We start from the raw sequence: 23,953 nt of genomic DNA, 5'->3' as shown, positions 1-23,953 counted from the left end.
CGGCCAAGCCGGGGGTCCGGTGGGGATGCTGTAGTCGCGCCGGCCAAGCCGGGGTCCGATGGGGGTGCTGTAGTCGCGCCGGCTAGGTTGCGGGTCCAGTGGCGGCGCCGTAGTCGCGCCGGTGCCGGTCGGCGGCCCTGCGGGCGAGCTCGACGGCCCGCGAGGGGACGGCTTCGTCGTTGAGGGCGAGCAGCGCGCGCGTCATGCCGTCGACGAACCGGCGGCCGGTCGAGGTGAGGGCGGAGCTCTCGTGGATCACCCGCGCGGTGTCCGCGGCCGCCTCTCGCCACCGGGCGAACTCGGCGTGGGCGCCGTCGCCGCCGTCCACGTGCCGCTGCCGCCGCCAGAACTCGGCGACGCCGAGGTGCGCGTAAGTGCCGTGCAGCAGCCCCGTGATGGGCCTCGGGTCGTGACGCCACGGCGCGTAGTAGCGGGTCCCGGGGTCCACCGCGATGAGATCGACCAGATAGAGCAGCGTGGTCAGCTTGGCGTGCTGCACCTCGTGCGCCAGCGTCGCGGCCAGCGCGGTGGCGTCGCGCGGCCGGGCGAGCGCCACGCAGCCGAACGTCGTGCGCGAGGTGCCGCTGGCCGCCCACGCCGCGCCGGACAGGGGGACCACCACCGAGATCATCGAGCTCACCTCGGCGGCCGTGGCCGGATGGTGGTCGCGCAGGATGCGCCACGCCTCCTGGAACAGCTCCCGCCACCGTGCGACCTCGGCCTCGGACAGCCGCGGCGCCGGCCTGCCGACGGCGGGGAACCGGTGCGGGTCGAGGTCGTCGAGCGTGATGCGCAGGTCACCGTGCGGGTGCTCGGCGACGATCGTGCGCAGCCCCTGCCAGCCCGCGCCTGCGAACTCCACCCGCGAGGCCGGGGTGATGTCCGCTCGTGAGGCCGGGGTGACGTCCGCTCGTGGGGCCGGGGTGACGAAGGAGGCCGCGGGCGGGACGACCCTGATCAGGCAGTCGCCGGGACCGGTCGAGGCCCGGCCGAGCGAGGGGAGCATGACGCCGCCGTCCTCAGCGGGCAGCGAGACCTCGAAACGCAGGCCCGCCCGGATCGCCGCGCCGGCGGCCAGCGCCCCCATCCGGGCCGCGGGCCCATGGTCCGGCGGCCCGCCGGCCCGCAGGTCGCGTAAGGCGGCCAGCGCCCACGCCCCCACCGCCGGGTAGCGCAGCAGCGGTTCGACCCGTTCGGGCGCGGCGTCGTGCATGCGGGCGAGCGCGTCGAAGGCGTCACGGATCGCGCCGGACCCCGCGGCGTCGGCCACGGCCCGCAGGAGCACCAGATGGCGGTCACGGGCCGTGGCGGCCAGGAAGCTGCCCGCCGCCGCACCACCCCGTCCGCCCGCCAGGGCCTCGAACATGTGGTGCGGAATCACCAGACGATTCACCCGGCACGCCCTCGCTTGACCGACCGCTTGACCGAACGCTTGACCGAACACGGCAGGGAGGATTATGCCCCGCTGTCCGGCGATCACTCGCGCGCGCCGACGGCAGGACCGAAGGTCCGTCGCGGGCAGAGGGACAAGGCGCCCGCTGGACGGATCGCCGGGCGCGCGGCGCTGACTGCGCCATTCGTCCAACCACGGGCCCCGTGTCAGAAACGGCCCAGAATCATGGGGATGTGAACCTTCTGAACGACCGCAGATTCGTGATGGTGAGCTCGACGGCGAGCGTGGTGGACCCGGAGGCGCCCACCGAGTTCCGGTACTGGGAGTCCGACGGGGTGGTGTGGGGCAGCTACACCGGCGACACCGTCACGGTCGGCCAGTTCGTCGGCACCAGGGACGGTGACACGATCTCGATCACCTACGTGCACGCGCTGAAGAGCGGGGGCCGCGCGGCCGGCCAGAGCAGCAGCCGGATCGAGACCGAGCCGGACGGACGGTTGCGCCTGGTGGAGGAGTTCCAGTTCGACGGCGACGACACCCGGCACGTGAGCGTGTGCACCGAGGTCGCCGGCGGCGGTCCTGGCCGCTGACGGCCGCCGAACCGCCCGGCGGGCCCGGCCGCCGGGCGCTTCAGTCGTCCTTGCGCAGGGCCGCGCGGCCCTCCGCCGCCCCGACGAAGCGCATCTTGCCGAGTGGCACGTCCCCGCGCTGCTCCTCCTGGACGGTACGGCGCGGGGCGCGGGTCCGCTCGCGGTCCCGGTCGCTCGGCAGCACGTAGGGGCGCCTGAGCACCTCGTCCAGGATGAACACGGTCTCCGTCGCCTTCACGGCGGGGATGTTGGCCAGCCGGTCGGTCACCATGGTGTGCACCTCGGCGACGTCCGCCATCCGCACCTGGATCATCGCGTCGTGCTGGCCGGTGGTGATCGCGCAGTACTCGACCTCCGGCATCCGGGCCAGCTCGGCCCGGAACTGCCGCCACATCTGCTGCCGCACGGTCACGAAGATGAGCGCGGTGATGCCGAGGCCGGTCCGGACGTGGTCGATCTCGGCGGTGAACCGCTTGATCGCCCCGTCGGCGCGCAGCGCCTCGAACCGCGTGTAGGCGTTGGCCCGGGAGATGCCCACACGCTCGGCGAGCGAGGAGACCGAGATCCTGCCGTTCTCCCGCAGGACCTCGAGGATCTTCAAATGGGTGGCGTCCAGGTCGAGACCGATGCCGATCCGTCCAGACGGACCACCACCACTGCCCCCGTGGCTGGAAATATCACTCATTGTTAACCCTTCCCTCGATATATACGTCTCAGTAACCACACGGTGCCTGGACGTTCTGCCCGACAATCCTCGACATCTTTCGGCTAATCGTCCATCTGGAGGACAACCATGGCGACCCGCTCCCAGACGGCGGCTGTGCTGCTCGCCGGTGCTCTCGCCCTCGCCGCTTGCGGAAGCGGCGGCACTCAGGCCCCGGCCGCCCAGAACGGCGCGAAGACGCTGGTCATCGACACGTCCTTCGACCTCAAGACGGCCGACCCCGGCCGGACGTACGAGCCGACCGGCCTGATCGTCGGCAAGGCCACCTACGAGACGCTGCTCACCTTCGACGGCGGCGACGTCACCAAGCCCGTGCCGGCGCTGGCGGAGTCGTACGAGCTGTCGGAGGACGGCAAGGTCGTCACCCTCAAGCTCAAGCAGGGCGCCACGTTCGCCGACGGCTCTGCGGTCACCGCCGATGACGTGGTGTTCTCCCTGACCCGGGTGCGCGACATGAAGGGTACCCCGTCGTTCCTCCTGGACGGCGTCGAGGTGGCCAAGACCGACGACTCGACGGTCACCCTGACCTCGAAGAAGGCCAACCCCGCGCTGCCGTACATCCTGCCGAACCCCGCGCTCGGCATCCTCAACAGCAAGGTCGCCAAGCAGAACGGCGCCACCACCGACCCGCAGGACAAGGCTGAGCAGTACCTGAACTCGGCCTCCGCCGGCTCCGGCCCGTACCTGATCGAGTCGTTCAACGTGAGCAGCCAGGTCGTGCTCAAGGCGAACCCGAAGTACTACGGCACCAAGCCGACCTATGACAAGGTCGTCATCCGCAACGTCGAGGCGGCCACGCAGAAGCTGAACGTCCAGCGCGGCGACAGCCAGGTGGCGCTCAACCTGTCCGGCGACCAGGTCACCGGCATGCCGGCGAACCTGCAGGTCAAGAAGACCGCGTCGGCCAACGTCATCTTCCTGTTCGCCAACCAGAACCAGGAGATCAGCAAGACCACCCCGAACGCGAAGTTCGTCGAGGCGGTGCGCAAGGGCGTCGACTACGCGGGCCTGCTGGAGCTGGCCGGCGAGGGCGCCACGCAGGCTCCGGGCGTCATCCCGTCGCAGATCCTCGGCGCGCTCGGCGCGGACCAGGCGGCCAAGCGCGACCTGGAGGGCGCCAAGGCCGCCCTGGCCGCGAGCGGCCTGTCGAACCCGACGGTCAAGCTGGAGTACCCGAGCGAGCTGACGGTGAACGGCCTGTCCTTCCAGCCGCTGGCCGAGCGCATCCAGGCCAACCTCAAGGAGGTCGGCATCACGGTGGACCTGAACCCCGCGCCGGTCACCACGGCACTGGACAACTACCGCAACGGCAAGGAGGAGATGGGTCTGTGGTACTGGGGCCCGGACTACCCGGACCCCAGCGACTACCTGGTGTTCCTGCCGGGCAAGACGGTCGGCGAGCGTGCCGGCTGGAAGGCCGGTTCGGACAAGACGGTCGAGGAGTCGGGCGAGAAGGCCGCGGTGGCCGTGGGTGACGACCTGCGCAAGCAGGCGTACGCCGACATGCAGACCGAGCTCAACGCCTCCGGCCCGTTCATCCCGCTCATCCAGCCCAGCCAGAACATCGTCACGGCCGCCTCGGTGACGGGCCTGGAGTACCACCCGGTGTGGACCGTGGACGTCGCCGACCTCGGCGCGAAGTAGGGCCCGCGCACGGTGTCGAACCCAGCGTCGAACCCAGCTTCGGACCCGGCGTCGAACCCGGGGCCGAACCCGGCCTCGGGCAAGACCCTCCGGCCGGAGCGCGGGCCGGAGCCGGCCCGCGCCCGGCGGCGGGGCGCGCACCCGCTCGCCCGGTTCCTCATCCGCCGGCTGCTCACCGCCGTGCTGCTCGCGTGCGGCATCACGCTGGTGACGTTCGTGCTGACGAACCTGGTGCCGGGCGACCCGGTGGCCGCCAACCTCGGCCAGCGGGCGCTCGGTGACCCGGCCATCGTCGCCCAGTGGCGGGCCGAGCACGGCCTGGACAAGCCGCTGTGGGAGCAGTACGCGCTGCACCTGCAGGGCCTGCTGCAGGGCGACTTCGGCACCAGCCAGCAGAGCCACCGCCCGGTCGGCCAGGACCTGGCCGAGTACGTGCCCGCCACCCTGGAACTGGCGGGGGCGGCCATCCTCGTGTCCCTCGTGCTCGGCGTCGGGTTCGGGGTGGTGGCCGCGCTGCGCCGCGACCGGCTGTCCGACCACCTGCTGCGGGTGCTCAGCCTCGTCGGCATCTCGGTGCCGACGTTCTGGCTGGCGCTGGTGGCGTTCTACGTCTTCTTCTACCGGTTGCAGATCACTCCGGGCAGCGGCCGGGTGGACCCGGCGCTCGGCGGCGCGCCGCCGGTGACCGGGCTGCAGACGATCGACGCGCTGCTGGCCGGCCGGTGGGACATCTTCGCCTCGGCCGCCGGCCACCTGGTCACGCCCGCGCTCGTGCTCGCCCTCTACACCATCGGCCTGCTGACCCGGTTCACCCGGTCGGCGGTGCTGGAGGTGCTCGGGCAGGACTACGTGCGGGCGGCCCGCGCCAAGGGGCTGCCGGGCCGGGTGATCCTGTTCCGCTACGTGCTCCGCTCGGCGCTGGTGCCGATCATCACCGTGGCCGGCCTCGCCTTCGGCAGCCTGCTGTCCGGCACCGTGCTGGTCGAAGCGATCTTCGCCTGGCCGGGCATCGGCCAGTACGCCTACAAGAGCGCCACCACCCTCGACCTGCCCGCCGTCATGGGCGTCGGCCTCGTCGTGGGCGTGGTGTACCTGGTCATCAACCTGATCGTGGACGTGCTGTACGGCGTCATCGATCCCCGAGTGAGGCTCCAGTGAAACGGGATCCCCTGAGCCGCAAGGGGCTGACGCGGCGGCTCCCCGAGGCCTGGCGGCGTCCGCTGGCCGTCGTCGGCGCCGCGGTCGCGCTCGCCTGGCTCGTCATCGCCCTGGCGGCGCCGGTGCTGGCCCCGTACGACCCGCTGGCCCAGGAGCTGCCGCGCCTGGCCGCGCCCGGCCCGGGTCACTGGTTCGGCACCGACCAGCTCGGCCGCGACATCCTGAGCCGGGTCATCCACGGCGCGCGGGTCACGATCCCGCTGACGATGCTGCTGGTGGCGCTGTCGGTGCTCGTCGGCGGCCTGCTGGGCGCCTGCGCCGGCTACTTCGGCCGGTGGGCCGACGAGACCATCATGCGGATCGCGGACCTGGTGTTCGCCTTCCCCACGGTCATCCTGGCCATGGTGGTGGCGGCGGCGCTCGGCGCCAGCCTGACCAACGCGGTGCTGGCCGTGCTCGTGGTGGCCTGGCCCGCCTACGCCCGCGTCACCCGGGGGCTCGTGCTGGGGGTGCGGGAGCGGGAGTTCGTGCTGAGCGGACGGCTGCTGGGCTTCTCGGCCTGGCGGTCGCTGCGCGTGGACGTGCTGCCGAACGTGACCGGCCCGGTGCTGGTGCTGGCGACACTGGACATCGGCACGGCACTGCTGCTGCTGTCGGGCCTGTCGTTCCTCGGCCTGGGCGCCAAGCCGCCGTCCCCCGAGTGGGGCGCGATGGTGGCCGGCGGAGTCGAGGTGTTCGACAGCTGGTGGGTGGCGACCTTCCCGGGCCTTGCCATCCTCACCGTGGTGCTGGCGTTCAACTTCCTCGGAGACACGCTGCGCGACGCCCTGGACCCCCGCACGGCCCGGGCGATCAAGGAGCGTGCGCTGTGACACTTGAGATCACCGGCCTGAAGGTGTCGCTCGGCGGCCGGGACATCCTGCGCGGCGTCGACCTGCACCTGGAGGAGGGGCGGGTGCACGGCCTGGCCGGCGAGAGCGGATCGGGCAAGACGATGACCGGCCTGGCCGTGCTCGGCCTGCTGCCGCACGGCGCGCGGGCCACCGGGCGGATCGCGCTCGACGGGCGCGACCTGCTGACGCTGCCGCCCAAGGAGCTCAACAAGGTGCGCGGCGGCCAGGTGGCCATGGTCTTCCAGGATCCGGCGACCAGCCTGCACCCGATGCTGTCGGTCGGCAAGCAGCTCACCGAGCACATGCGCCACCACCTCGGGCTGGGCAGGGCCGAGGCGCGGGCCAGGGCGGTCGAGCTGCTCGGCAAGGTCCGCATCCCGGGGGCGGAGGAGGCGTACGGGCGCTTCCCGCACCAGTTCTCCGGCGGGATGCGGCAGCGCATCGCCATCGCCATCGCGCTGGCGTGCTCGCCCAAGGTGCTCATCGCCGACGAGCCGACGACGGCGCTCGACGTGACCGTGCAGGCCGGCGTGCTGCGGCTGCTGCGCGGCCTGTGCGACGAGCTGGGCCTGGCCGTGCTGCTGGTCACCCACGACCTGGGCGTCATGTCGGCCATCGCGGACGAGGTGAGCGTGATGAAGGACGGCCTGGTCGTCGAGACCGGCCCGCGGGGCCGGGTGCTGCGCGAGCCCGCGCACGCCTACACCCGTTCGCTGCTGGACGCACTGCCCGGGGAGCCAGGGGGGAAGGCATGACGCTGCACATCGAGGACCTGGTCGTCGAGCACCGGTCCCCGGGCCGCCCGGTGGTCAGGGCCGTGGCGGGTGCGAGCCTGACCGTCAGTCCGGGCGAGGTCGTCGGCCTGGTCGGCGAGTCGGGGTGCGGCAAGTCGACGCTGGCCCGCGCGGTCTGCGGGCTGAACCCGGTCAGCGGCGGCTCCATCACCTTCGAGGGCCGGCCGGTCACCCCGCTCGGGCTGCGCCGCCGCACGCTGACCGCCGTCCAGATGGTCTTCCAGGACCCGTACGCGTCGCTGAACCCGCGCCGCCGTGTCGGCGACCAGATCGCCGACGGGCTGCGCACCGCGGGTGACCGCACGACGGCGCCCGCCGACCTGCTGGAACGGGTGGGCCTGCCGCGGGGGTTCGCGGCGCGGCACCCGCACGAGTTCTCCGGCGGGCAGCGGCAGCGGATCGCCATCGCGCGGGCGCTGGCGGCCCGGCCGCGGCTGCTGATCGGCGACGAGCCGATCTCGGCGCTGGACGCCTCGGCCCAGGCGCAGGTCGCCACCCTGATGCGGGACCTGGCGGTGGACTCGGGCGCGGGCCTGCTGTTCATCAGCCACGACCTGTCGGTGGTACGGCTGATCGCCGACCGGATCGCCGTCATGTACCTCGGCAAGATCGTCGAAGTGGGCGACACGGCCGAGGTGTGGGCCGATCCCCGCCACCCGTACACGCGGGCGCTGCTCCAGGCGATCCCCAGGCCCGACGGGATGGGGGTGCTGCCCGCCGAACTGCCCGGCGACGTGCCCGACCCGGCGAACCCGCCGGCCGGCTGCCGTTTCCACCCGCGCTGCCCCCTCGCCATGGACGTCTGCCGGGAGAAGGAGCCCGCCCCCGGTCCCGTCGCCTGCTGGCTGCACGAGCCGGCGTGACACCCGACAGCAGGTTGACGGCCGTCCGGGAGGCCATGGCCGCCGCCGAGATCGACGCGCTGGTGCTGCGCCCGTCGCCGGACTTCCGCTTCCTCGGCGGCACGGGCGACGACTTCCTCGTCGTCACGGCGGGCGCCCTGGCCGAGACGGCCGACCCGGCGCGGCTCGTCCCGGACCGGGCGCGGCGGGTGGGCGTGGACCCGGAGATGCGGGTCCGTGAGCTGTTCGGGCTGTCGATCGAGGCCGAGCTGGTGCCCGCCGCGGCGGTGCTGGCGCCGTTGCGGCTGCGCAAGGAGCCGCACGAGGTGGAGGCGGTCGCGCGGGCCGCCGCGGCGGCCGAGGAGGTGCTCGGGCGGGCGCGGGAGCTGGCCTGGTTCGGCGCGACCGAGCGGGCGATGGCGGCCAGGCTGCGGGCGCTGCTGCTGGAGTCGGGCTGCGAGGCGGTCCTGTCGCTGCGGGTGGCCGCGGGCGAGCACACCGCCCGGCCCGCGCACCGGCCGGGCGGGCGGGTGATCAACCCCGGTGACGCGCTGCTGGTGTCGGTCTGCGGCCGGTGGGACGGCTACTGCGCGGAGGTGGCGCGGGTGTTCGCCGTCGCCGAGCCGCCGGAGGACTACGAGGCCATGTACTCGGTGGTGCTGGCCGCGCACGCCGCCGCGCTGCGGTCGATGCGGGAGGGGGCCGCCGCCGCGGGCGTGGCGGCCGCGGTGCGCGACGTGATCGACGGCAGCGGGTACGGCCGGTTCGCCGCCCCCGGCGCCGGCAGGGGCGTGGGCCTCGGCCACGAGGAGGGGCCGTGGCTGCGGCCGGGGGAGGACGCGGCCCTGACCGAGGGGATGACGCTCTGCCTGGAGCCCGCCATCTACGTGCCCGACCTGTTCGGAGCGCGGGTGGCCGACGTGGTGGCCTGCGCCGGGGCGGGCCCGGCGGTGCTGACCGGCGGCCCGCCCGCCCTGCACGTGCTGGAACGCTGACGAGCACGACCCCGGCCGCCGGCTGAGGCCCTCGGCCATGCCCCGGTGGCCGCTCAGCACGGGTAGCCGCTCAGCACTGGTGGCCGCTCAGCACTGCCTCGTCGGCCTCCGACAGCCAGGAGCGCGGGGGCCGGCGCAGCCAGTGCCCCGCTCTCCCGGCCTCCGTCACGGCCTGCAGCAGCGCGTCCAGCCCTGGATGCCGCAGGCCCTCGGGGAAGACGAGGTTCTCCAGGGTGAGCGGCACGGGATCGACCAGGGGCCGCACCACGGCGCCGGGGATGCCGCCGACTTTCGCCGTGGCCAGTACGGGCTCCCGGTGCCGTTGGAGGTAGAGGCCCATCTCGTGGACTCCGACCGGAGGCGCGTGCGGCGTGGCCAGGGTGAGCTCGAACTCCGCTGCCAGGCGCTCGCCCAGATCGGTCCACTCGGTGGTGGCGGGGTTGCCCGTCAGGGCGTCCAGGGGGAAGCCGGCCAGCGCACGCAGCGGCACCTCCTCCAGCGCGGCCAGCGGGTGGTCCTCGGGCACCAGCACGGCGAGCGGATCCAGCCGAACGGGCACCTGGGCCAGTCCTTTGCGCACGTCGGCGGGCAGCCCGGCGAACCGGCCGAACGACACGTCGAGACGCCCCTCCCGCATAGCGGCGACCCCTGAGGCCAACCCGCCCTGGAAGCGGGCCAGCATCTCCACGCCCGGCGCCAGCTCCCTGGCTCTGACCAGCGGCTGCGGCGCCTCGTGCCCCTGCATGTTGACGTCCACGAGCAGCGGCCGGCGCGTGCCGGAGAGCTCCGCGACCAGCTCGTCGTGCAGCGCGAGCAGCCGCCTGGCTCCGGACAGCAGCCGCGCTCCGGCCGGGGTCAGCTCCACCCGCCGGGTGGATCTGGTGAACAGCGCCGCCCCGAGCTGTTCCTCCAGCCGCCGCACGTCGCGGCTGAGCGCCTGCTGGGCCACGTACAGGCGGGCGGCGGCGCGGCCGAAGTGGAGTTCCTCGGCGACGGTCACGAACACCCTGAGCAGCCGGGGATGCAGGTCCACGCGCCAACATTAACAACAGATCTGTGTGAATCACCACGTTTCCGGTGTTGGACCCGACGTCGCGGTCTCCATCAGGCTGGATCCGTGATCCTTATGAAAGAGCTGCTCAGCGGCTTGCCGCTGTCGCCCGCCCAGATCGGCGTCCTCCTGAGCCTGGCCCACCCGCCGGGGATGACCGCTCAGCACGTCACGACGGGTCGCCCACGACGTCGGCGATGAGGCTGACCGAGAACAACCCGGACAGGGAGTTCCGCGCCGGCACCGCGCCGACGTCCGCCCGGCCTGCGGACACGCGTCTGAGCTGCGCGGACGCGGGTAGAGCCTCGGCATGGACAACAGCCGGGGGACACCTGACGCCGTCATCGTCGTGGGAGCCGGGATGGCGGGACTGGCCTGCGCGGTGCGGCTGCACGAGGCGGGCCTGGCGGTCCGGGTGCTGGAGGCGGCCGACGGCGTCGGCGGCCGGGTGCGCACGGACGTCGTCGACGGGTTCCGGCTGGATCGCGGCTATCAGGTGTTCAACACCGCCTACCCCGAGGCCCGCCGCGTCCTCGACATCGACGCGCTCGATGTGCGGCCCTTCGCCTCAGGGATGATCGTCCAGGGGGCCACCGCCCGGGCCAGGGTGATGCTGCCGTGGCGGCATCGTCGGCACGCGCTGAGCGGGTTGCTGGCCGGCCTCGGCACGCTCCGCGACAACGCCGTGCTCGCCGCGATCACCACCCGCGACCTCGTGCTGCCCGGTTCCCGGCTGCGCGCGGGGCGTGACCGGCGTACCGACGAGGAACTGCGCGCCTGGGGCATGTCCGCCAAGATGATCGACTGCCTGATGCGGCCCTTCCTGGCCGGTGTGCTCCTCGAACGCGACCTGGAGACCTCCAGCCGGGTCTTCCACCTGCTCTGGAGGTCGTTCGCGCGTGGCACGATCGGCGTGCCCGCGCTCGGCATGGGGCGGATCCCGCGCCAGTTGGCCGACCGGCTGCCCCCGGGCGCCGTCACCCTCGGCGCCCGCGTGACCGAGGTCGCGGCCGACGGGGTGCGCCTGGCGGACGGCACCACGATCGACGGCCGGGCCGTGGTGGTGGCCACCGACCCCGGCTCGGCGGGCGGCCTGCTGAGCGAGATCGAGGTGCCGCCGATGCGTGCGGTGACCACCTTCTACCATGCCGCCCCCCGCTCGCCCCTGCACGAGCCCGTCCAGGTCATCGACGCCACCGGGGCCGTCACCGACACCCTGGTCCTCACGGACGCGGCCCCGGAGTACTCCGCCGACGGGCGAGCGCTGGTCTCGACGTCGGTCCTGGGCCTGGCCACCGACGAGCGCCCGGTCCGCCGGCGGCTGGGTGAGATCTACGGCACCACTTCCGGCTGGGAGCACCTGGCCACCTATCCGATCCCGGCGGCGCTGCCCGCGATGCCGCCGCCGCACCCGCTGCGCAAGCCGGTGCGCCTGCGCTCCGGGTTGTACGTGTGCGGCGACCACCGCGACACCGCCTCGCTGCAGGGCGCCCTCGTGTCCGGACGACGGGCGGCCCAGGCCGTGCTCACGGACCTCGCGTCCCACCACGCGGGGCACCGCGCGACCCCCGGCAGAGCGACTCGCCGCTAGCCGCGCCCGCCGGGTGCGGGGCCGATGGCCGATCCGGTGAGCGTCTCGCCGACGTCGTGGCGGGGCGGCCGAGGGGCGCCCGGTACTCTCATAGCGAAAGCTGATCAGGTGAAGGAGCGAGGAGTGGAGCGCCCCAGCGCGATCGGGCAGGCGCTGCTGGCCGTCAGCGACCAGTGGACCCTGCTGATCCTGCAGCGTGCGTTCCTCCTGCGCGTCCGCCGTTTCGCCGACTGGCGTGACGAGCTCGGCATGTCGGAGTCGGTGCTGGCGAACCGGCTGAAGGAGATGGTCGCGGGCGACCTGCTGAAGCCGGTGCCGTACCGGGAGGAGGGCCGCACCCGGACCGAGTACCAGCTCACCGAACGGGCCGTGGAGCTGTGGCCGGTGCTGGTGGAGATCTGGTCGTGGGAGCGCAGGTGGGTGCCGAGGCGGCTCGGGCTGCCCGAGCTGACCCACACCTCCTGCGGCAAGCGCACGGACGTGGAGCTGGGGTGCGCGAGCTGCGGCCGCGCCCCGGTGACCGCGCGCGACACCGAGACGGTCCGTGGCGCGGCCACGTTCGCGCAGGTGACCGTGCCGCGCCTGCACCGCAGGACGGTCAGGGGCGCGGGCGACCCGCTGTCGTACTTCCCGGAGACCTTCGAGGTGCTGGGCGACCGGTGGAGCACGGTGATCCTTGCCGCGGCGTTCCTGGGGCTGCGGCGCTTCGCCGACTTCCAGGGGGAGCTGGGGGTGGCGCCGTCCGTGCTGTCGAGCCGGCTGCGGCGCTTCACCGATCTCGGCGTGCTGGAGGTGGAGGAGCCCGGCGCGCGGCCGAGGTACCGCCTGACGGACAAGGGCCTCGACTTCTTCGGCATCTTCGCCTTCCTCGTGGACTGGGCGCAGCGGTGGTACGCGGGCCCGCCCGACACGGACCTGCGTGTCACCCACAGGGCGTGCGGCCTGCCGTTCCGCCCCGGTCTGCGCTGCCGCTCCTGCGGCGAGGAGATCAGCCGGACGCGGGTGCGTTTCGCCCTGCCGGAGCGCGACGCGACTGGGTGACGCGGAAGCGCCCGGTGACGAAGGAGTCGTCGGTCAGCGAGGCGTTGCCGGCCGGGTTGAGCCCGGTGACGTGGTAGTCGCTGTAGGCCGCTGAGAAGTTGAGCGGCATGGGGCCGGTGAGGTTGCTGGTCAGGGCGGCTCCGGCGAGGGAGAAGGCGTGCTCGGCGCGGTCCAGGTACGCCTCGTCGGTGGAGTAGGCGAACGCGGTGATCGCGCCGTGCTCGCGCGCGTCCCGGGTGGCGACGCCGAGCGCCTGGTCGGCGTCGTCGCAGCCGATGACGAAGGCGACGGGGCCGAAGCGCTCCCCGGCGACCAGGTCGTGGTCGGCGACGTCGACGCGGGCGATGAGGGGTCCGCTGGTGCGCGCCTCGGGGTGGTCGGGGTGCGCGTAGGCGGTGGGTTCGAGCACGATCTCGCCGCGTGCTGCGGCCTCCTGCCGGACCCGCTCCAGGAGCGCCAGGGTGGCGGGCGACTGGATCGCGCCCAGCACGGCCGCCGCCCGCCGGGGGGCCGCGGTGATGGCGCGTACGGCCTCCGCGAGCCCTTCGGCGAAGTCGCCGGCGAGGGCGCGTGGCACGTAGAAGTTCTGGGGGCTGGTGCACATCTGGGCGGAGAACAGGCACAGGGAGCCGGCGAGCGCGCGCAGCACCGGCTGGAGCTCGTCGTAGGAGTGGATGAGGACGGAGTTGACGCCGGAGGTCTCGGTGTAGGCGACGGCGGGGAAGGCGTTGGCCTCCACCCAGGAGCCGAACGTCGCCGACCCGGTGAAGTCCACGATCCGTACGGCGGGGTGCCGGACCAGCGCCTTGGTGACCGGCTCGGCGGCCGTGTCGACGGCCAGCCCGATCAGCCCCGGGTCGAAGCCGGCCTCGGCCAGCGCCTCGCGGCAGGCCCGGACGGCCAGCGCCATGGACAGCACCGAGCTGGGATGCGGTTTGACGATCACCGGGTTCCCGGTGACGAGGCTGGCGAAGAGCGCCGGGTAGACGTTCCAGGCGGGGAAGCTGGCGCAGGCGACGACCACCGCGACGCCCTTGGGCACGAGCCGGTACCGCTTGACCAACTCAACCGTCGATGTCCCGAAATTTCGTGACCAGGTTGCCGACTCCGGCACCCGGGACATCGCCGCGTACGCCTGGGCGATCGCCTCGACGCCCCGGTCGAGCGCGTTGGTGCCGCTGCCCGTGAGGCTCATCCCCAGGCTCTGCCCGGTCGTGTGCATGGTGGCGTGGGCCAGCTCGGTCGCGTGGATGCGGTCGCACATCTCCAGGCAGACCCCGGCCCGGACCCGAGGGTCGGCGTCGCGCCAGCGCGGCCAGGCCCGCGTCGCCGCCTCGACCAGCTCCTCCACGCCGGCCCGCCGGTAGGAGACGCCGAGCGGTTCGCCGGTGTACGGGGAGACCTCGTCGTCCTGCGCGTGCCAGGCCCCGGGGCCGTCGTCGTCGAACGGCCGGCCGAGCAGCGACGTGAACGCGGCGTGGTTGGCCGTGGCGGGCTTGTCGTAGGCGGTCCAGCTCTGTCTGGTGCGGCAGGCCTCGATCGCGCGCTCCAGCGTGGCGCGGTGCTTGTCGAACAGGGTCATGGCTCCACTCCGTAGAGGATCATCTGGGTGCAGCGGAACAGCGCGATGGCGCGTCCGGTGGCGGCGTCGCTCACCTCGGCGTCCCAGACCTGGGTGCGCCGCCCGCCGTGGGCGAGCGTGGCGAGGGCGCGGACGGCGCCCTCCCGGACGGTGCCGGTGTAGGAGGTGCTGAGCTGGATCGTGGTGAAGCCCCGCGCGCCCTCCGGCAGGGTGAGGCGGCAGCCGATGCCGCAGGCGGTGTCGGCCAGCGCCACGACGGTGGCAGCGTGCAGGTAGCCGTTGGGCGCCAGCAGCTCGGGCCGTACGTCCAGCTCGGCGGTCACACCGCCGCGGTCGGCGGCGACGACGCGGAAGCCCAGCAGGCCGGGCAGCCGCCCGTCGACCAGGGCGGTGAGGTTCTCCGGCGTGGGGTCTCCGGGGGTGGCCCGTCCGGTCACCCGGGACTTCGGGTGGGTGGCGCGTTCGTGCGGGTCCGACGCGGCAGGGGGCGCGTTCACTCAGGCCTCCAGGACCACGGCGATGCCCTGGCCGACGCCGATGCACGCCGCGGCCACGCCGACTCCGCCGCCGCGCCTGGCCAGCTCCCTGGCGCAGTCGGCCACGGCCCTGGCGGCGGAGGCGCCGAGCGGGTGGCCGAGGGCGAGGGCGCCGCCGTTGGGGTTCACCCGCGTCTCGGGGATCTCCAGTCGGTCCAGGCAGGCCAGCACCATCGCGGCGAAGGCCTCGTTCAGCTCCAGCACCGCCACGTCGGCGAGCGTGCGCCCCGCCTTGCGCAGCGCCGCGTGGATCGCGGGCAAGGGGGCCAGCGCGAAGCGGTCCGGCTCCAGCGCCGCCACCGCGCCGGACGCCACCCGCGCGATCGGGTCCAGTCCCAGCTCGGCGGCGGCCCGGCGGGTGCCCATCAGTACGGCGACCGCTCCGTCGCTGATCGGCGAGGAGTTGCCCGCCGTGAGGGTGCCGTCCGGCGTGAAGGCGGGTGGCAGCGCGGCCAGGTCGCCGCCGGGGCGCACCGACTCGTCGGCCGCGACGCCCACGAGCGGCGCGATCGCCGCGGCGTGGAACCCGGCGGCCCGGCTCGCCAGCTCGTGCGACCTGGCGGCCCACTCGTCCTGCCTGACGCGGCCGATGCCGAGCTCGGCGGCCAGGCGGTCCATGGTGCCGCCCAGCGACTCGGTCCACTGCGGCGGGAAGGCCGGATGGGGCATGCGCCAGCCGACGGTCGTCGGCACCAGCCGCAGCGTGCGCGGCAGTGCCGACTCGATCGGCGGCAGCACGTACGGCGCGCGGCTCATGCCCTCCACGCCGCCCGCCACGACCAGCTCGGCGTCGGCGAGCAGCAGCGCGCGGGCGGCGTGCGCGACGGCCTCCGCTCCCGAGCCGCACAGCCGGTTGACCGTCACGCCGGGCACGGTGACCGGGAGGCCGGCGAGCAGGGCGGCCATCCTGGCCACGTCGCGGTTGTCCTCACCCGCGCCGTTGGTGTTGCCGTAGACGACGTCCTCGACGACCGCGGCGGGGTGGCGTGCGGCCAGCTCGCGCAGCGGGTGGGCGGCCAGGTCGTCGACCCGCACGCCGGACAGGCCGCCCCGGTTCCTGCCGAAGGGGGTCCTGACCGTGTCGAGCAACAGGGCCTCGCGCATGCCACTCCTCTCCGAAGCTGACTTCGTTTATAGTACTGATTGCTCGGCCGTCCACAACCCCTCCAGGAGGCGCACGTGACCATCGGCCTGCTCGTCCGGCGCGCGGCCGCCCGCTTCGGCCCCCTGCCCGCCGTCCAGGGCCCCGACGGCACGCGCAGCTTCGCCGAGCTGGCCGCGCGGGCGGCCGGGCTGGCGGGCGGGCTGCTCTCGCTCGGCCTGACCCGGGGTGACCGGGTGCTCGAACTGTTGCCGAACGGCTGCGCGCTGGTCGAGTCGGACCTCGCGCTGGCGATGGCCGGGCTGGTCAGGGTGCCGCTCAACCCCCGACTCGGCCCGGCCGAGTGGGAACGCATCGCCGACGACTGCGGCGCGCGTGCGCTGCTCTACGACGACCGCTTCACCGGCGAGACCGACTCGCTGCGCTCGGGCCTGCTCGCCCGCCGCTTCGCCGACCTTGAGCCCGGCGCCCCGCTGGTCGCCGACGCCGTCCCGGACGACCTGGCCGGTCTCGCCTACTCCTCCGGCACGACCGGCCGCCCCAAGGGCGCCAGGCGCACGCACCGCAACCGGATCGCCTCGGCGCTGGCGATGACCCACGAGGTGCTGGGCGGCCCTCCCGGGCCCGACGCGGTCTACCTGCACGCCGGGCCCGCCATCCACACCAGCGGCCTGTTCGTGCTGCCGTTCCTCATGGCGGGCGCCCGCCAGGTCCTGCTCGACCACGCGAGCGCCGGCGAGATCCTGGAGGCCGTCGAGGAGCACCGTGTCACCCACACCGCGCTGGTGCCCACCATGGTCAACCGGCTGGCGGAGGCGGCGGACGGCACCCGGCTGCGCATGCTCGCCTACGCGGGCGCGCCCATGCCGTCCGAGCAGATCCGCCGCGCGGCCGAGCGGCTCACTCCCCACCTCGTGCAGTACTACGGCCTGGTCGAGGCGATGCCGCCGCTCACCGTGCTCGACGCGGCCGACCACACGCGCGGCCTGCGCGAGGAGCCGGAGCTGCTCACCTCGGCCGGGCGGATCTGCCGGACCGTCGAGCTGAGCATCGTGGACGAGGACGGGCGGCCGCTGCCCGAGGGCGAGACCGGTGAGGTCGTGGTGCGCGGCGACCCGGTGACGACCGGCTACTTCGGCGCCGAGGGCCGCGCCGATCTCGGCAAGAGCTTCGTGGCCGGCCGGCTGCGCACCGGCGACGTCGGCCACCTCGGCCCCGGTGACCGGCTCTGGCTGACCGACCGCAAGAACGACATGATCATCACTGGCGGCTACAACGTCTACCCGCGCGAGGTCGAGGACGCCGTCACGGCCGTTCCCGGCGTCGCCGAGGCCGCCGTGGTGGGGATCGCCGACCCGCAGTGGGGCCAGCGGCTCACCGTCGCCTACACCTGCCTGCCGGGGCGCCCGGTGCCGCCCGAGGAGGTCGTCCGGCACTGCCGCGCCGTCCTGCCCGCCCACAAGCGGCCCAAGAGCGCGCACCTGGTGAGCTCGCTCCCGCTCAACGCCACCGGGAAGATCAGCCGGCGCGAGGTGCTCAGGCGCCTGGAGTCCGGCGACACCTGGTGACGCCTGGTGACGCCGCCGCCGTCAGCCGTCGTCCGACGTGACGGCGAAGAGCGCGACCGTGGTGCAGCTCCCGCCGACGTTGAGCGTCAGCGCGGTGCGGGCGTCGGGCACCTGGCACCCGCCCGCCGTGCCGGAGACCTGGCGGGCGGCGTCGTGCAGCATGCGCACGCCGGTGGCGCCCACGGGATGGCCGAGGCCGATCAGGCCGCCCGACGGGTTCACCGGCAGGCTCCCGTCGAAGTCGATCACGCCGGCCTCGATCGCCCGCCACGACTCGCCGGGCGGGGTCAGGCCGAGGTGGTCGAGCGCGACGTACTCGGTGATGGTGAAGCAGTCGTGCGTCTCGATCACGTCCACGGCGGCGGGACCGCCGAGACCGGCGCGCCGGTAGGTGTCGAGCGCCGCCTGCCGCAGGTGCGGGAAGAGGTACGGCTCCCGCACGGCCAGCTTGTCCTTCAGCAGCATCGGCGCCGTGCGGTGCCCCCAGCCCGAGATGACGGGACCGCGCCCGCCGTACCGGTCGGAGGCCAGCACCACGGCGGCGGCGCCGTCGGTGATGCGCCCGCAGTCGTACTTGCGCAGCCGCCCCTCGACGACCGGGTTGAGCGCGTCGTCCTCGCCGAAGCAGCCTTCGGGGAAGGTCCACGAGCGGGTCTGGGCGAGGGGGTTGCGCAGCGCGTTGCCGTGGTTGATGTCGGCGATGCGCGCCAGGTGCTCGTGGGAGAGGCCGTAGCGCGCGTCCACCTCCTCGGCGATCTCGGCGAACAGCGCCGGCCACGGGTAGTCGGCCGAGGTCGCCTCGCGCCCCGCCCAGGCGGCGCAGCCGAGGTTCCGGGCGGCCTCCTTGGCGCCGACGTTGCGCATCACCTCCACGCCCACGACCAGCGCCACGTCGTACCGGCCCGCCTCCAGGTCGGCCATGGCGGCCAGCACCGCCATGGACCCGGAGGCGCAGGCGGCCTCGTGCCGCGACGTGGGCAGCATCGCCCACGCGGGGTCGACGGCGGCGACCATGCCGCCCAGGTGCGCCTGGCCGGCGAACAGCTCGCCGGCCAGGTTGCCGACGTGGGCGACCTGCACGTCGCGCGCGGGCACGCCGGCCGCCGCCAGCGCGCCGAGGCACGCCTCGTGGATCAGGTCGAACAGACCCACGCCCGAGCGGGCGAAGTCGGTCTGGTAGCCGCCCAGGATGCGGATCACAGCTTCAGCTCCCGCTTCAGGATCTTGCCGACGGGGTTGCGGGGCAGCGCGTCCACGAGTTCCAGTCGCTCGGGGAGCTTGTAGGAGGCGATGCCCTTGTCACGGAGGAAGGCGACCACCGACTCCAGGGTGAGCTCGCCCCTGGGGACGGCGACCGCGCAGACCCTTTCCCCGAGGACCTCGTCGGGATAGCCGACGACGGCCACCTCGGCGATCGAGGGGTGGCCGGCGAGCAGGGCCTCCAGCTCGGCGGGGGAGATGTTCATGCCGCCGCGGATGACGATGTCCTTGGCGCGGTCCACGTACCGCAGGTACTGGCCCTCGTCGCCGGCGATCTCGAACAGGTCGCCCGTCCGCAGGCAGCCCTCCTCGTCGAACGGGTCGGCGCTCGCGGTGCCGGGCAGGTAGCCCGCGAAGACGGTGGGGCCGCTGAGCCGCAGCTCTCCCGGTGTCCCCGGCTCGGTGATCTCCACGCCGTCCGGCGAGACGAGCTTGACCCGCACTCCGGGCATCGTGGGGCGGGGGAAGTAGCGGGCCCGGATCTCGGGGTCGGGCATGCGTTCGGGGTCGGAGAGCAGGGTGACGCCCTCGTTGGAGCCGAAGAAGTTGATGATGGCGATGCCGTGCCGCTCCTGCCAGCCTCTGACCATGGGCGGCGGCAGCGGCGCCGAGCCCGAGCCGATCCTGGTGAGCGACTCCGGGACCGTGACGCCCTGGTGCAGCAGGAGGGAGAGCAGGGCCGGCGGGGCCAGGGTGTAGGTGACCTGCTCGTCGGCGAGCTGCGCCAGGTAGGTGGGCAGGTGGAAGGGGTGGTGCTGGACCAGCACGGCGCCGGTGCGCAGCCACGGCAGCAGGACGCCGCCGATGGCGGCCATGTTGACCATCGGGAAGGGGTTGAGGATCACGTCGCCGGCGGTCAGGCCGGGCGCGGCGGTGCAGATGGCGGCGACGGCGAGCCAGTCGTAGTGGCACCTGGGCACCCCCTTGGGGGTGGCCTCGGTGCCGGAGGTCCAGCAGATCGTGACCCGTTCGGCCGGGTCCGCGACCCGGCGCGGCGCCTCGTCGGCGGTGACGCCTTCCAGGTCGGCGGGCCATGAAAGCGTCGGCGTGCCTTCGGGCGCCCGTGACTCGGGCCCCGTGATGAGCAGCGTGGCGCCCGACAGCGGGAGGAGCTGGGCCAGCTCGTACGCGCGGTACTGCACGGGGAAGGGCGTGACGGTCGCGCCGAGCCGCACGATCGCGAGGAAGCTCACCACGAGCTCGACGCTGTTGGGCAGCTGCATGGCGACCACGTCGCCCGGTCCGACGCCGCGCGCGTGGAGCACGCCGGCGATCCTGTCGATCTCCGCGTCGAGCCGCGACCAGGTCAGCCGCTTCGGCGGTCCGATCGTCTTGTCGGGCGGGTCGACGACGGCCGTGGCGTCTGGACGCGCCGCCACCTGGTCTCTGAGCAGTTGGTCGATGGTATCGGCCGTCCACCAGCCTTCGGCGGTGTAGCGGGCGATCCGATCGGCGGAATGCGTCATCGCGACTCCCATCGGTCGATGGCCGAACACTACGAAAGCCGAAGCCAGCCCGTCAACGTTGACACCTGACTTCTTCTATCGTAGTTTCCGGCTATGGCCGAAAGTGTCGTGATAATGGACGAGTCGGGCGAGCAGAACCCGTACCTGCTGGGTGTCTACGCCCCGGTCCAGGACGAGCTCACCGCCGACGAGCTCACCGTGATCGGGCAGATCCCCGCCGACCTGAACGGCGTCTACCTGCGCAACGGACCCAACGCCCGCCACCCGATGAAGGGCCGCTACCACTGGTTCGACGGCGACGGCATGGTCCACGCCGTGCACTTCGAGAACGGCAGGGCCCGCTACCGCAACCGCTGGGTACGCACCCGCGCCTTCGAGGCCGAGTCGGCCGCCGGGAGGTCCCTGTGGACCGGCGTCATGGAGAACCCCAAGGGCAACCCGTTCGGCAACGCGCGCGGCCTGCCGTACAAGGACACGGCCAACACCGACGTGATCTTCCACCGCGGGAAGGTCCTCGCCTCCTGGTACCTGTGCGGCACCCCGTACAGCCTGGACCCGCTCTCCCTGGAGACGCTCGGCGCCGACACCTTCCTCGACACGCTCGACGGCGACTTCATGGCCCACCCCAAGGTGGACGAGCGCACCGGCGAGCTGTTCTGGTTCGACTACGGGCCGCGCCCGCCGTACCTGCGCTACGGCGTGGTCGGCCGGTCCGGCGAGGTCGAGCACCGCGTCGAGCTGGACCTGCCGGGCGCCCGGCTGCCCCACGACATGGCGATCACCGAGAACCACGCGATCCTCATGGACCTGCCGCTCTACCAGGACCTCGACGCCGCCCGGCAGGGCCGCTACAAGCTCACCTTCAACAGGGAGCTGCCCTCACGCTTCGGCGTGATCCCCCGGCGGGGCCACCAGGTGCGCTGGTTCGAGGCCAAGCCCTGCTACATCTACCACGTGGTCAACGCCTGGGAGGAGGGCGAGGAGATCGTCCTGGACGTCTGCCGCGTCACCCGCCCGGCGCCCCACGGCGGCGGCTCACCGCTCACCCGCATGATCTCCTACCTCAAGCTCGACGCGCGCATGTACCGCTACCGCTTCGACCTGCGCACCGGGCGCACCTCGGAGGAGTACGTGGACGGCGACCACAACACCGAGTTCCCCTCCATCGACGCCCGCGCCACCGGCTACCGCACCCGCTACGCCTACAACGTCTCCGTCGCCGACGCCGAGACCAACCTCTTCGACGGCCTGGTCCGCTACGACAACGTCACCGGCGCCAAGGAGACCTGGTCCTACGGCCCCGGCGTCTACGGCAGCGAGGCCCCCTTCGCGCCCCGCGACGGCTCGACCGGCGAGGACGACGGCTACCTCGTCACCTTCGTCACCGACTCGGCCGCCGACCGCTCGGAGGTCCAGATCCTCGACGCGTCACGGATCTCCGACGGGCCCGTCGCCCGCGTGCTGCTGCCGCAACGCGTGCCGCTCGGCTTCCACGCCACCTGGGTACGCTCGGAGCAGCTGCGATGAGCGAGGCCTACGTCTACGAGTGCGTCAGGACCCCGCGCGGCAAGGCCCGCCCCGGCGGCGGCCTGGCCGACGTCACGCCGCTCGCCATGCTGGAGGGCCTGCTCGCCGCCCTCGCGGAACGCACCGGGCTGCGGGGGGCGGACGACTTCCTGGTCGGCTGCGCCACCCAGCACGGCGACCAGGGCGGCAACCTGGCCCGCACCGCCGCGCTGACCACCGGCTTCGACTCGCCCGGCATGACGCTCAACCGCTTCTGCACCTCCGGCATCGACGCCGTGCGCACCGCCGCCGCGCTCGTCGCGTCCGGCGCGAGCCGCACCGTGGTCGCCGGCGGCGTCGAGTCGGTCTCCCGCGCCCCGATGTTCTCCGACCGCGGGCCGCTGTGGTCGCTGCCCGTCGGCTCGCTGCACATGGGCGTCGCCGCCGACGCCGTCGCCACCCTGGAGGGCTTCACCCGCGAGGAGCTCGACGCGTACGGCCTGCGCACCCAGACCCTGGCGGCGGACGCCTGGGCCGCCGGCCGCCACGCCCGCTCGCTCGTCGTCGTGAGCGACCTCGCCCACGACGAGCACGTACGGCCGGGCACCACGCCCGGCGCGCTCGCGGCGATGGAACCCTCCTTCGCCGGGACGCCCGAGCAGGACGAGATCGTCCTGAGGCACCTGCCCGAGCTGGACTCCGTCAGCCACCTGCACACCCGCGGCACCTCGCCCAGCCTCTGCGACGCGGCCGGGCTGGTGCTCGTCGGCCGCGACCTCGACCTGCCGCCGCTGGCCCGCGTCGCCGGGTCGGCCACCGCCGTCGGCGACCCGGTCACCATGCTCACCGCCGGGCAGCTCGCCGTCGAGCGGGTGCTGGCCGAGGCAGGGCTGTCACCGGACGACGTCGAGGTCTTCGAGTTCGCCGAGGCCTTCGCGGCGCTCTGCCTGAAGTTCCAGCGGGACCTCGGGGTCGGCGACGACCGCTTCAACGTCAACGGCGGCACCATCGCCATGGGCCACGCCTTCGGCGCCACCGGCGCCATCCTGGTCGCCGCCTGCGTCGACGAGCTGCACCGCCGTGGCGCCCGCTACGGCGTCGCGGCGGTCAGCGGCGCGGCGGGTTCCGGCTCGGCCGTCCTGCTGGAGCGCGTATGAACCTCTCCGTGTCCCTCGGGCTGTGGCAGGACCGCCCGGCCGAGGAGGCCCTGCTGACCGCCCGCGCCGCCGACGAGCTGGGCTACCCCGCGCTCTGGGTCGGCGAGATGGCCACCTACGACGCCTTCGCCCTGGCCACCGCCATCGGCCTGGCCACGGACCGGATCGGGCTCACCGTGGGCCCGCTCGCGGTCGCCGTCCGCGATCCCATGATGATCGCGATGGGCGTCGCCTCCGTCGCCTCGCTCACCGGCCGCCGGGTCGACGTCGCCGTGGGCACGTCCAGCCCGATGGTCGTGGAGAGCTGGCACGGCCGCTCCCGCACCGGATCCGCCGCCGCGCTGCGCGAGACCGTCCAGGCGCTCCGGCCGCTCCTCGACGGCGACAAGTCCGACTTCACCGGCGCCCGCGTGCGCAGCACCGGCTACCGGCTCCGGCTGCCCGCCCCCCGCTCCCGGCTCGCGGTGGCCGCCTTCGGCCCCTCCGCCGTCCGCACCGCCGCCCTGGCCGACCGCATGGTGCTCAACCTCGTCACGCCCGCCTCCGCCGGGCGGCTGGTCGCCCAGCTGCGCGCCGCCTGCCCGGACGTGCCCGTCACCGCCTGGGTCACGGCGGCCGCCGACCCCGACCGCGAGGCCGTGGACCGCGTACGCCGCGCCGTCGTCGGCTACCTGCCCGCCCCCGGCTACGGCGAGATGTTCGTCGAGGCCGGATTCGGCGACGTCGTCGCGTTCGCCCGCACCCGGCCGCACCCGCGCGACCTGCTGGCGGCCGTCCCCGACGAGCTGGTGGCGTCCGTCGCCCTGCTCGGCGATCCGCAGGCCCAGCTCGCCGCCTACGCGGCGGCCGGGGTGGACGAGGTGGCGATCGTCCCGGTCAGCACGGACCGCGACCCCGGCGGCGCCGGCACCCTCAAGGCCTTCGCCCATCGCTGACCCTCCGGCGGGGGGGCGCCCCCGCGGGGGGGGGGGGGCCCCCCCCGGGGGGGGGGGCCCCGGGGGGGGGGGGGGGGTTGGGGGGGGGGGGGGGGGTGGGGGGGCCCCACACACCGGGGCGGCGG

General features: G+C 73.8%; 21 protein-coding genes. 13 read left to right on the top strand and 8 right to left on the bottom strand.

Going from position 1 to position 23,953, the window contains the following annotated elements:
- Positions 1-82: 82 nt before the first annotated feature.
- On the bottom strand, positions 83-1,393 hold the full coding sequence (locus ACGF0J_RS12780; protein WP_393145033.1) for an HEXXH motif domain-containing protein: 1,311 nt from the start codon (positions 1,391-1,393) through the stop codon (positions 83-85).
- 233 nt (positions 1,394-1,626) lie between these two features.
- Here ACGF0J_RS12780 and ACGF0J_RS12775 point away from each other — a divergent pair, with 233 nt between their 5' ends.
- Positions 1,627-1,983, top strand: coding sequence for a hypothetical protein (locus tag ACGF0J_RS12775; RefSeq protein ID WP_393145031.1), 357 nt, complete (start codon positions 1,627-1,629; stop codon positions 1,981-1,983).
- 40 nt (positions 1,984-2,023) lie between these two features.
- Here ACGF0J_RS12775 and ACGF0J_RS12770 read toward each other — a convergent pair whose 3' ends face one another.
- The gene (locus ACGF0J_RS12770) at positions 2,024-2,668 is read right to left on the bottom strand and encodes an Lrp/AsnC family transcriptional regulator (protein ID WP_393145029.1); all 645 of its coding nucleotides are present in this window, start codon (positions 2,666-2,668) and stop codon (positions 2,024-2,026) included.
- A 108-nt stretch (positions 2,669-2,776) separates the two neighbouring features.
- Here ACGF0J_RS12770 and ACGF0J_RS12765 point away from each other — a divergent pair, with 108 nt between their 5' ends.
- The 6 genes from ACGF0J_RS12765 to ACGF0J_RS12740 are packed head-to-tail and all read left to right on the top strand — an operon-like array spanning position 2,777 to position 9,033.
- Positions 2,777-4,351 carry an ABC transporter substrate-binding protein gene (locus ACGF0J_RS12765; protein ID WP_393145027.1) on the top strand — a complete coding sequence of 525 codons (1,575 nt, stop codon included), beginning with the start codon at positions 2,777-2,779 and terminating at the stop codon, positions 4,349-4,351.
- A gap of 12 nt (positions 4,352-4,363) precedes the next feature.
- Complete coding sequence (locus ACGF0J_RS12760; RefSeq protein WP_393145025.1) at positions 4,364-5,509, top strand: ABC transporter permease; 1,146 nt, start codon at positions 4,364-4,366, stop codon at positions 5,507-5,509.
- Positions 5,506-6,381: an ABC transporter permease gene (locus ACGF0J_RS12755; RefSeq protein ID WP_393145023.1), complete on the top strand. Its 876-nt coding sequence runs from the start codon at positions 5,506-5,508 to the stop codon at positions 6,379-6,381. Before ACGF0J_RS12760 ends, ACGF0J_RS12755 begins: the two co-directional genes overlap by 4 nt.
- Positions 6,378-7,157 (top strand): ABC transporter ATP-binding protein, encoded by a 780-nt coding sequence (locus ACGF0J_RS12750; protein WP_393145021.1) that lies wholly within the window; start codon positions 6,378-6,380, stop codon positions 7,155-7,157. The genes ACGF0J_RS12755 and ACGF0J_RS12750 overlap by 4 nt, the downstream gene beginning before the upstream one ends.
- Positions 7,154-8,059 (top strand): oligopeptide/dipeptide ABC transporter ATP-binding protein, encoded by a 906-nt coding sequence (locus ACGF0J_RS12745; RefSeq protein WP_393145019.1) that lies wholly within the window; start codon positions 7,154-7,156, stop codon positions 8,057-8,059. The genes ACGF0J_RS12750 and ACGF0J_RS12745 overlap by 4 nt, the downstream gene beginning before the upstream one ends.
- A complete protein-coding gene (locus tag ACGF0J_RS12740) occupies positions 8,056-9,033 on the top strand; it encodes a M24 family metallopeptidase (RefSeq protein WP_393145017.1) in 978 nt (325 codons plus the stop codon). Before ACGF0J_RS12745 ends, ACGF0J_RS12740 begins: the two co-directional genes overlap by 4 nt.
- A gap of 70 nt (positions 9,034-9,103) precedes the next feature.
- On the opposite strand, the gene ACGF0J_RS12735 is transcribed toward ACGF0J_RS12740, so the two are convergent.
- A complete protein-coding gene (locus tag ACGF0J_RS12735) occupies positions 9,104-10,066 on the bottom strand; it encodes a LysR family transcriptional regulator (protein ID WP_393145015.1) in 963 nt (320 codons plus the stop codon).
- Positions 10,067-10,394: 328 nt separating this feature from the next.
- Between ACGF0J_RS12735 and ACGF0J_RS12730 the strand changes: the two genes are divergently transcribed.
- Positions 10,395-11,675: an NAD(P)/FAD-dependent oxidoreductase gene (locus tag ACGF0J_RS12730; protein ID WP_393145013.1), complete on the top strand. Its 1,281-nt coding sequence runs from the start codon at positions 10,395-10,397 to the stop codon at positions 11,673-11,675.
- 123 nt (positions 11,676-11,798) lie between these two features.
- Positions 11,799-12,716, top strand: coding sequence for a winged helix-turn-helix transcriptional regulator (locus ACGF0J_RS12725; protein WP_393145011.1), 918 nt, complete (start codon positions 11,799-11,801; stop codon positions 12,714-12,716).
- On the opposite strand, the gene ACGF0J_RS12720 is transcribed toward ACGF0J_RS12725, so the two are convergent.
- Genes ACGF0J_RS12720 through ACGF0J_RS12710 form a run of 3 tightly spaced genes read right to left on the bottom strand, consistent with a single transcriptional unit; the run spans position 12,664 to position 15,938 of the window.
- Positions 12,664-14,298, bottom strand: a complete 1,635-nt coding sequence (locus ACGF0J_RS12720) for an aldehyde dehydrogenase family protein (RefSeq protein ID WP_393145009.1) — start codon at positions 14,296-14,298, stop codon at positions 12,664-12,666. The genes ACGF0J_RS12725 and ACGF0J_RS12720 overlap by 53 nt on opposite strands.
- Positions 14,295-14,795: a PaaI family thioesterase gene (locus ACGF0J_RS12715; protein WP_393145007.1), complete on the bottom strand. Its 501-nt coding sequence runs from the start codon at positions 14,793-14,795 to the stop codon at positions 14,295-14,297. Before ACGF0J_RS12715 ends, ACGF0J_RS12720 begins: the two co-directional genes overlap by 4 nt.
- Positions 14,796-15,938: a thiolase family protein gene (locus ACGF0J_RS12710; RefSeq protein ID WP_393145005.1), complete on the bottom strand. Its 1,143-nt coding sequence runs from the start codon at positions 15,936-15,938 to the stop codon at positions 14,796-14,798.
- A gap of 75 nt (positions 15,939-16,013) precedes the next feature.
- On the opposite strand from ACGF0J_RS12710, the gene ACGF0J_RS12705 reads away from it, so the two are divergent.
- The gene (locus ACGF0J_RS12705; RefSeq protein WP_393145003.1) at positions 16,014-17,504 is read left to right on the top strand and encodes a class I adenylate-forming enzyme family protein; all 1,491 of its coding nucleotides are present in this window, start codon (positions 16,014-16,016) and stop codon (positions 17,502-17,504) included.
- Between the two features lie 21 nt (positions 17,505-17,525).
- On the opposite strand, the gene ACGF0J_RS12700 is transcribed toward ACGF0J_RS12705, so the two are convergent.
- Together ACGF0J_RS12700 and ACGF0J_RS12695 are read right to left on the bottom strand one after the other, a co-directional pair.
- Complete coding sequence (locus ACGF0J_RS12700) at positions 17,526-18,704, bottom strand: acetyl-CoA acetyltransferase (protein WP_393145001.1); 1,179 nt, start codon at positions 18,702-18,704, stop codon at positions 17,526-17,528.
- Positions 18,701-20,230, bottom strand: coding sequence for a class I adenylate-forming enzyme family protein (locus ACGF0J_RS12695; RefSeq protein WP_393144999.1), 1,530 nt, complete (start codon positions 20,228-20,230; stop codon positions 18,701-18,703). The genes ACGF0J_RS12700 and ACGF0J_RS12695 overlap by 4 nt, the downstream gene beginning before the upstream one ends.
- A gap of 93 nt (positions 20,231-20,323) precedes the next feature.
- Here ACGF0J_RS12695 and ACGF0J_RS12690 point away from each other — a divergent pair, with 93 nt between their 5' ends.
- The 3 genes from ACGF0J_RS12690 to ACGF0J_RS12680 are packed head-to-tail and all read left to right on the top strand — an operon-like array spanning position 20,324 to position 23,828.
- Positions 20,324-21,757, top strand: a complete 1,434-nt coding sequence (locus ACGF0J_RS12690; RefSeq protein ID WP_393144997.1) for a carotenoid oxygenase family protein — start codon at positions 20,324-20,326, stop codon at positions 21,755-21,757.
- Complete coding sequence (locus ACGF0J_RS12685; protein WP_393144995.1) at positions 21,754-22,893, top strand: acetyl-CoA C-acyltransferase; 1,140 nt, start codon at positions 21,754-21,756, stop codon at positions 22,891-22,893. Before ACGF0J_RS12690 ends, ACGF0J_RS12685 begins: the two co-directional genes overlap by 4 nt.
- Entirely contained in the window at positions 22,890-23,828 is a 939-nt protein-coding gene (locus ACGF0J_RS12680) for an LLM class F420-dependent oxidoreductase (protein ID WP_393144993.1), read from the top strand. The genes ACGF0J_RS12685 and ACGF0J_RS12680 overlap by 4 nt, the downstream gene beginning before the upstream one ends.
- Positions 23,829-23,953: the final 125 nt, after the last annotated feature.

Source organism: Nonomuraea sp. NPDC047897 (assembly GCF_043204415.1).
Classification (GTDB): domain Bacteria; phylum Actinomycetota; class Actinomycetes; order Streptosporangiales; family Streptosporangiaceae; genus Nonomuraea.
This window is presented reverse-complemented; position numbering and strand designations above follow the sequence as displayed.

What these genes read in the sequence shown, in the direction of transcription:
- ACGF0J_RS12770 (WP_393145029.1), bottom strand. Translation starts at nt 2,668, where the DNA reads ATGAGTGATATTTCCAGCCACGGGGGCAGTGGTGGTGGTCCGTCTGGA.
- ACGF0J_RS12765 (WP_393145027.1), top strand. Translation starts at nt 2,777, where the DNA reads ATGGCGACCCGCTCCCAGACGGCGGCTGTGCTGCTCGCCGGTGCTCTC.
- ACGF0J_RS12745 (WP_393145019.1), top strand. Translation starts at nt 7,154, where the DNA reads ATGACGCTGCACATCGAGGACCTGGTCGTCGAGCACCGGTCCCCGGGC.
- ACGF0J_RS12730 (WP_393145013.1), top strand. Translation starts at nt 10,395, where the DNA reads ATGGACAACAGCCGGGGGACACCTGACGCCGTCATCGTCGTGGGAGCC.
- ACGF0J_RS12720 (WP_393145009.1), bottom strand. Translation starts at nt 14,298, where the DNA reads ATGACCCTGTTCGACAAGCACCGCGCCACGCTGGAGCGCGCGATCGAG.
- ACGF0J_RS12710 (WP_393145005.1), bottom strand. Translation starts at nt 15,938, where the DNA reads ATGCGCGAGGCCCTGTTGCTCGACACGGTCAGGACCCCCTTCGGCAGG.
- ACGF0J_RS12695 (WP_393144999.1), bottom strand. Translation starts at nt 20,230, where the DNA reads ATGACGCATTCCGCCGATCGGATCGCCCGCTACACCGCCGAAGGCTGG.
- ACGF0J_RS12690 (WP_393144997.1), top strand. Translation starts at nt 20,324, where the DNA reads ATGGCCGAAAGTGTCGTGATAATGGACGAGTCGGGCGAGCAGAACCCG.
- ACGF0J_RS12685 (WP_393144995.1), top strand. Translation starts at nt 21,754, where the DNA reads ATGAGCGAGGCCTACGTCTACGAGTGCGTCAGGACCCCGCGCGGCAAG.
- ACGF0J_RS12680 (WP_393144993.1), top strand. Translation starts at nt 22,890, where the DNA reads ATGAACCTCTCCGTGTCCCTCGGGCTGTGGCAGGACCGCCCGGCCGAG.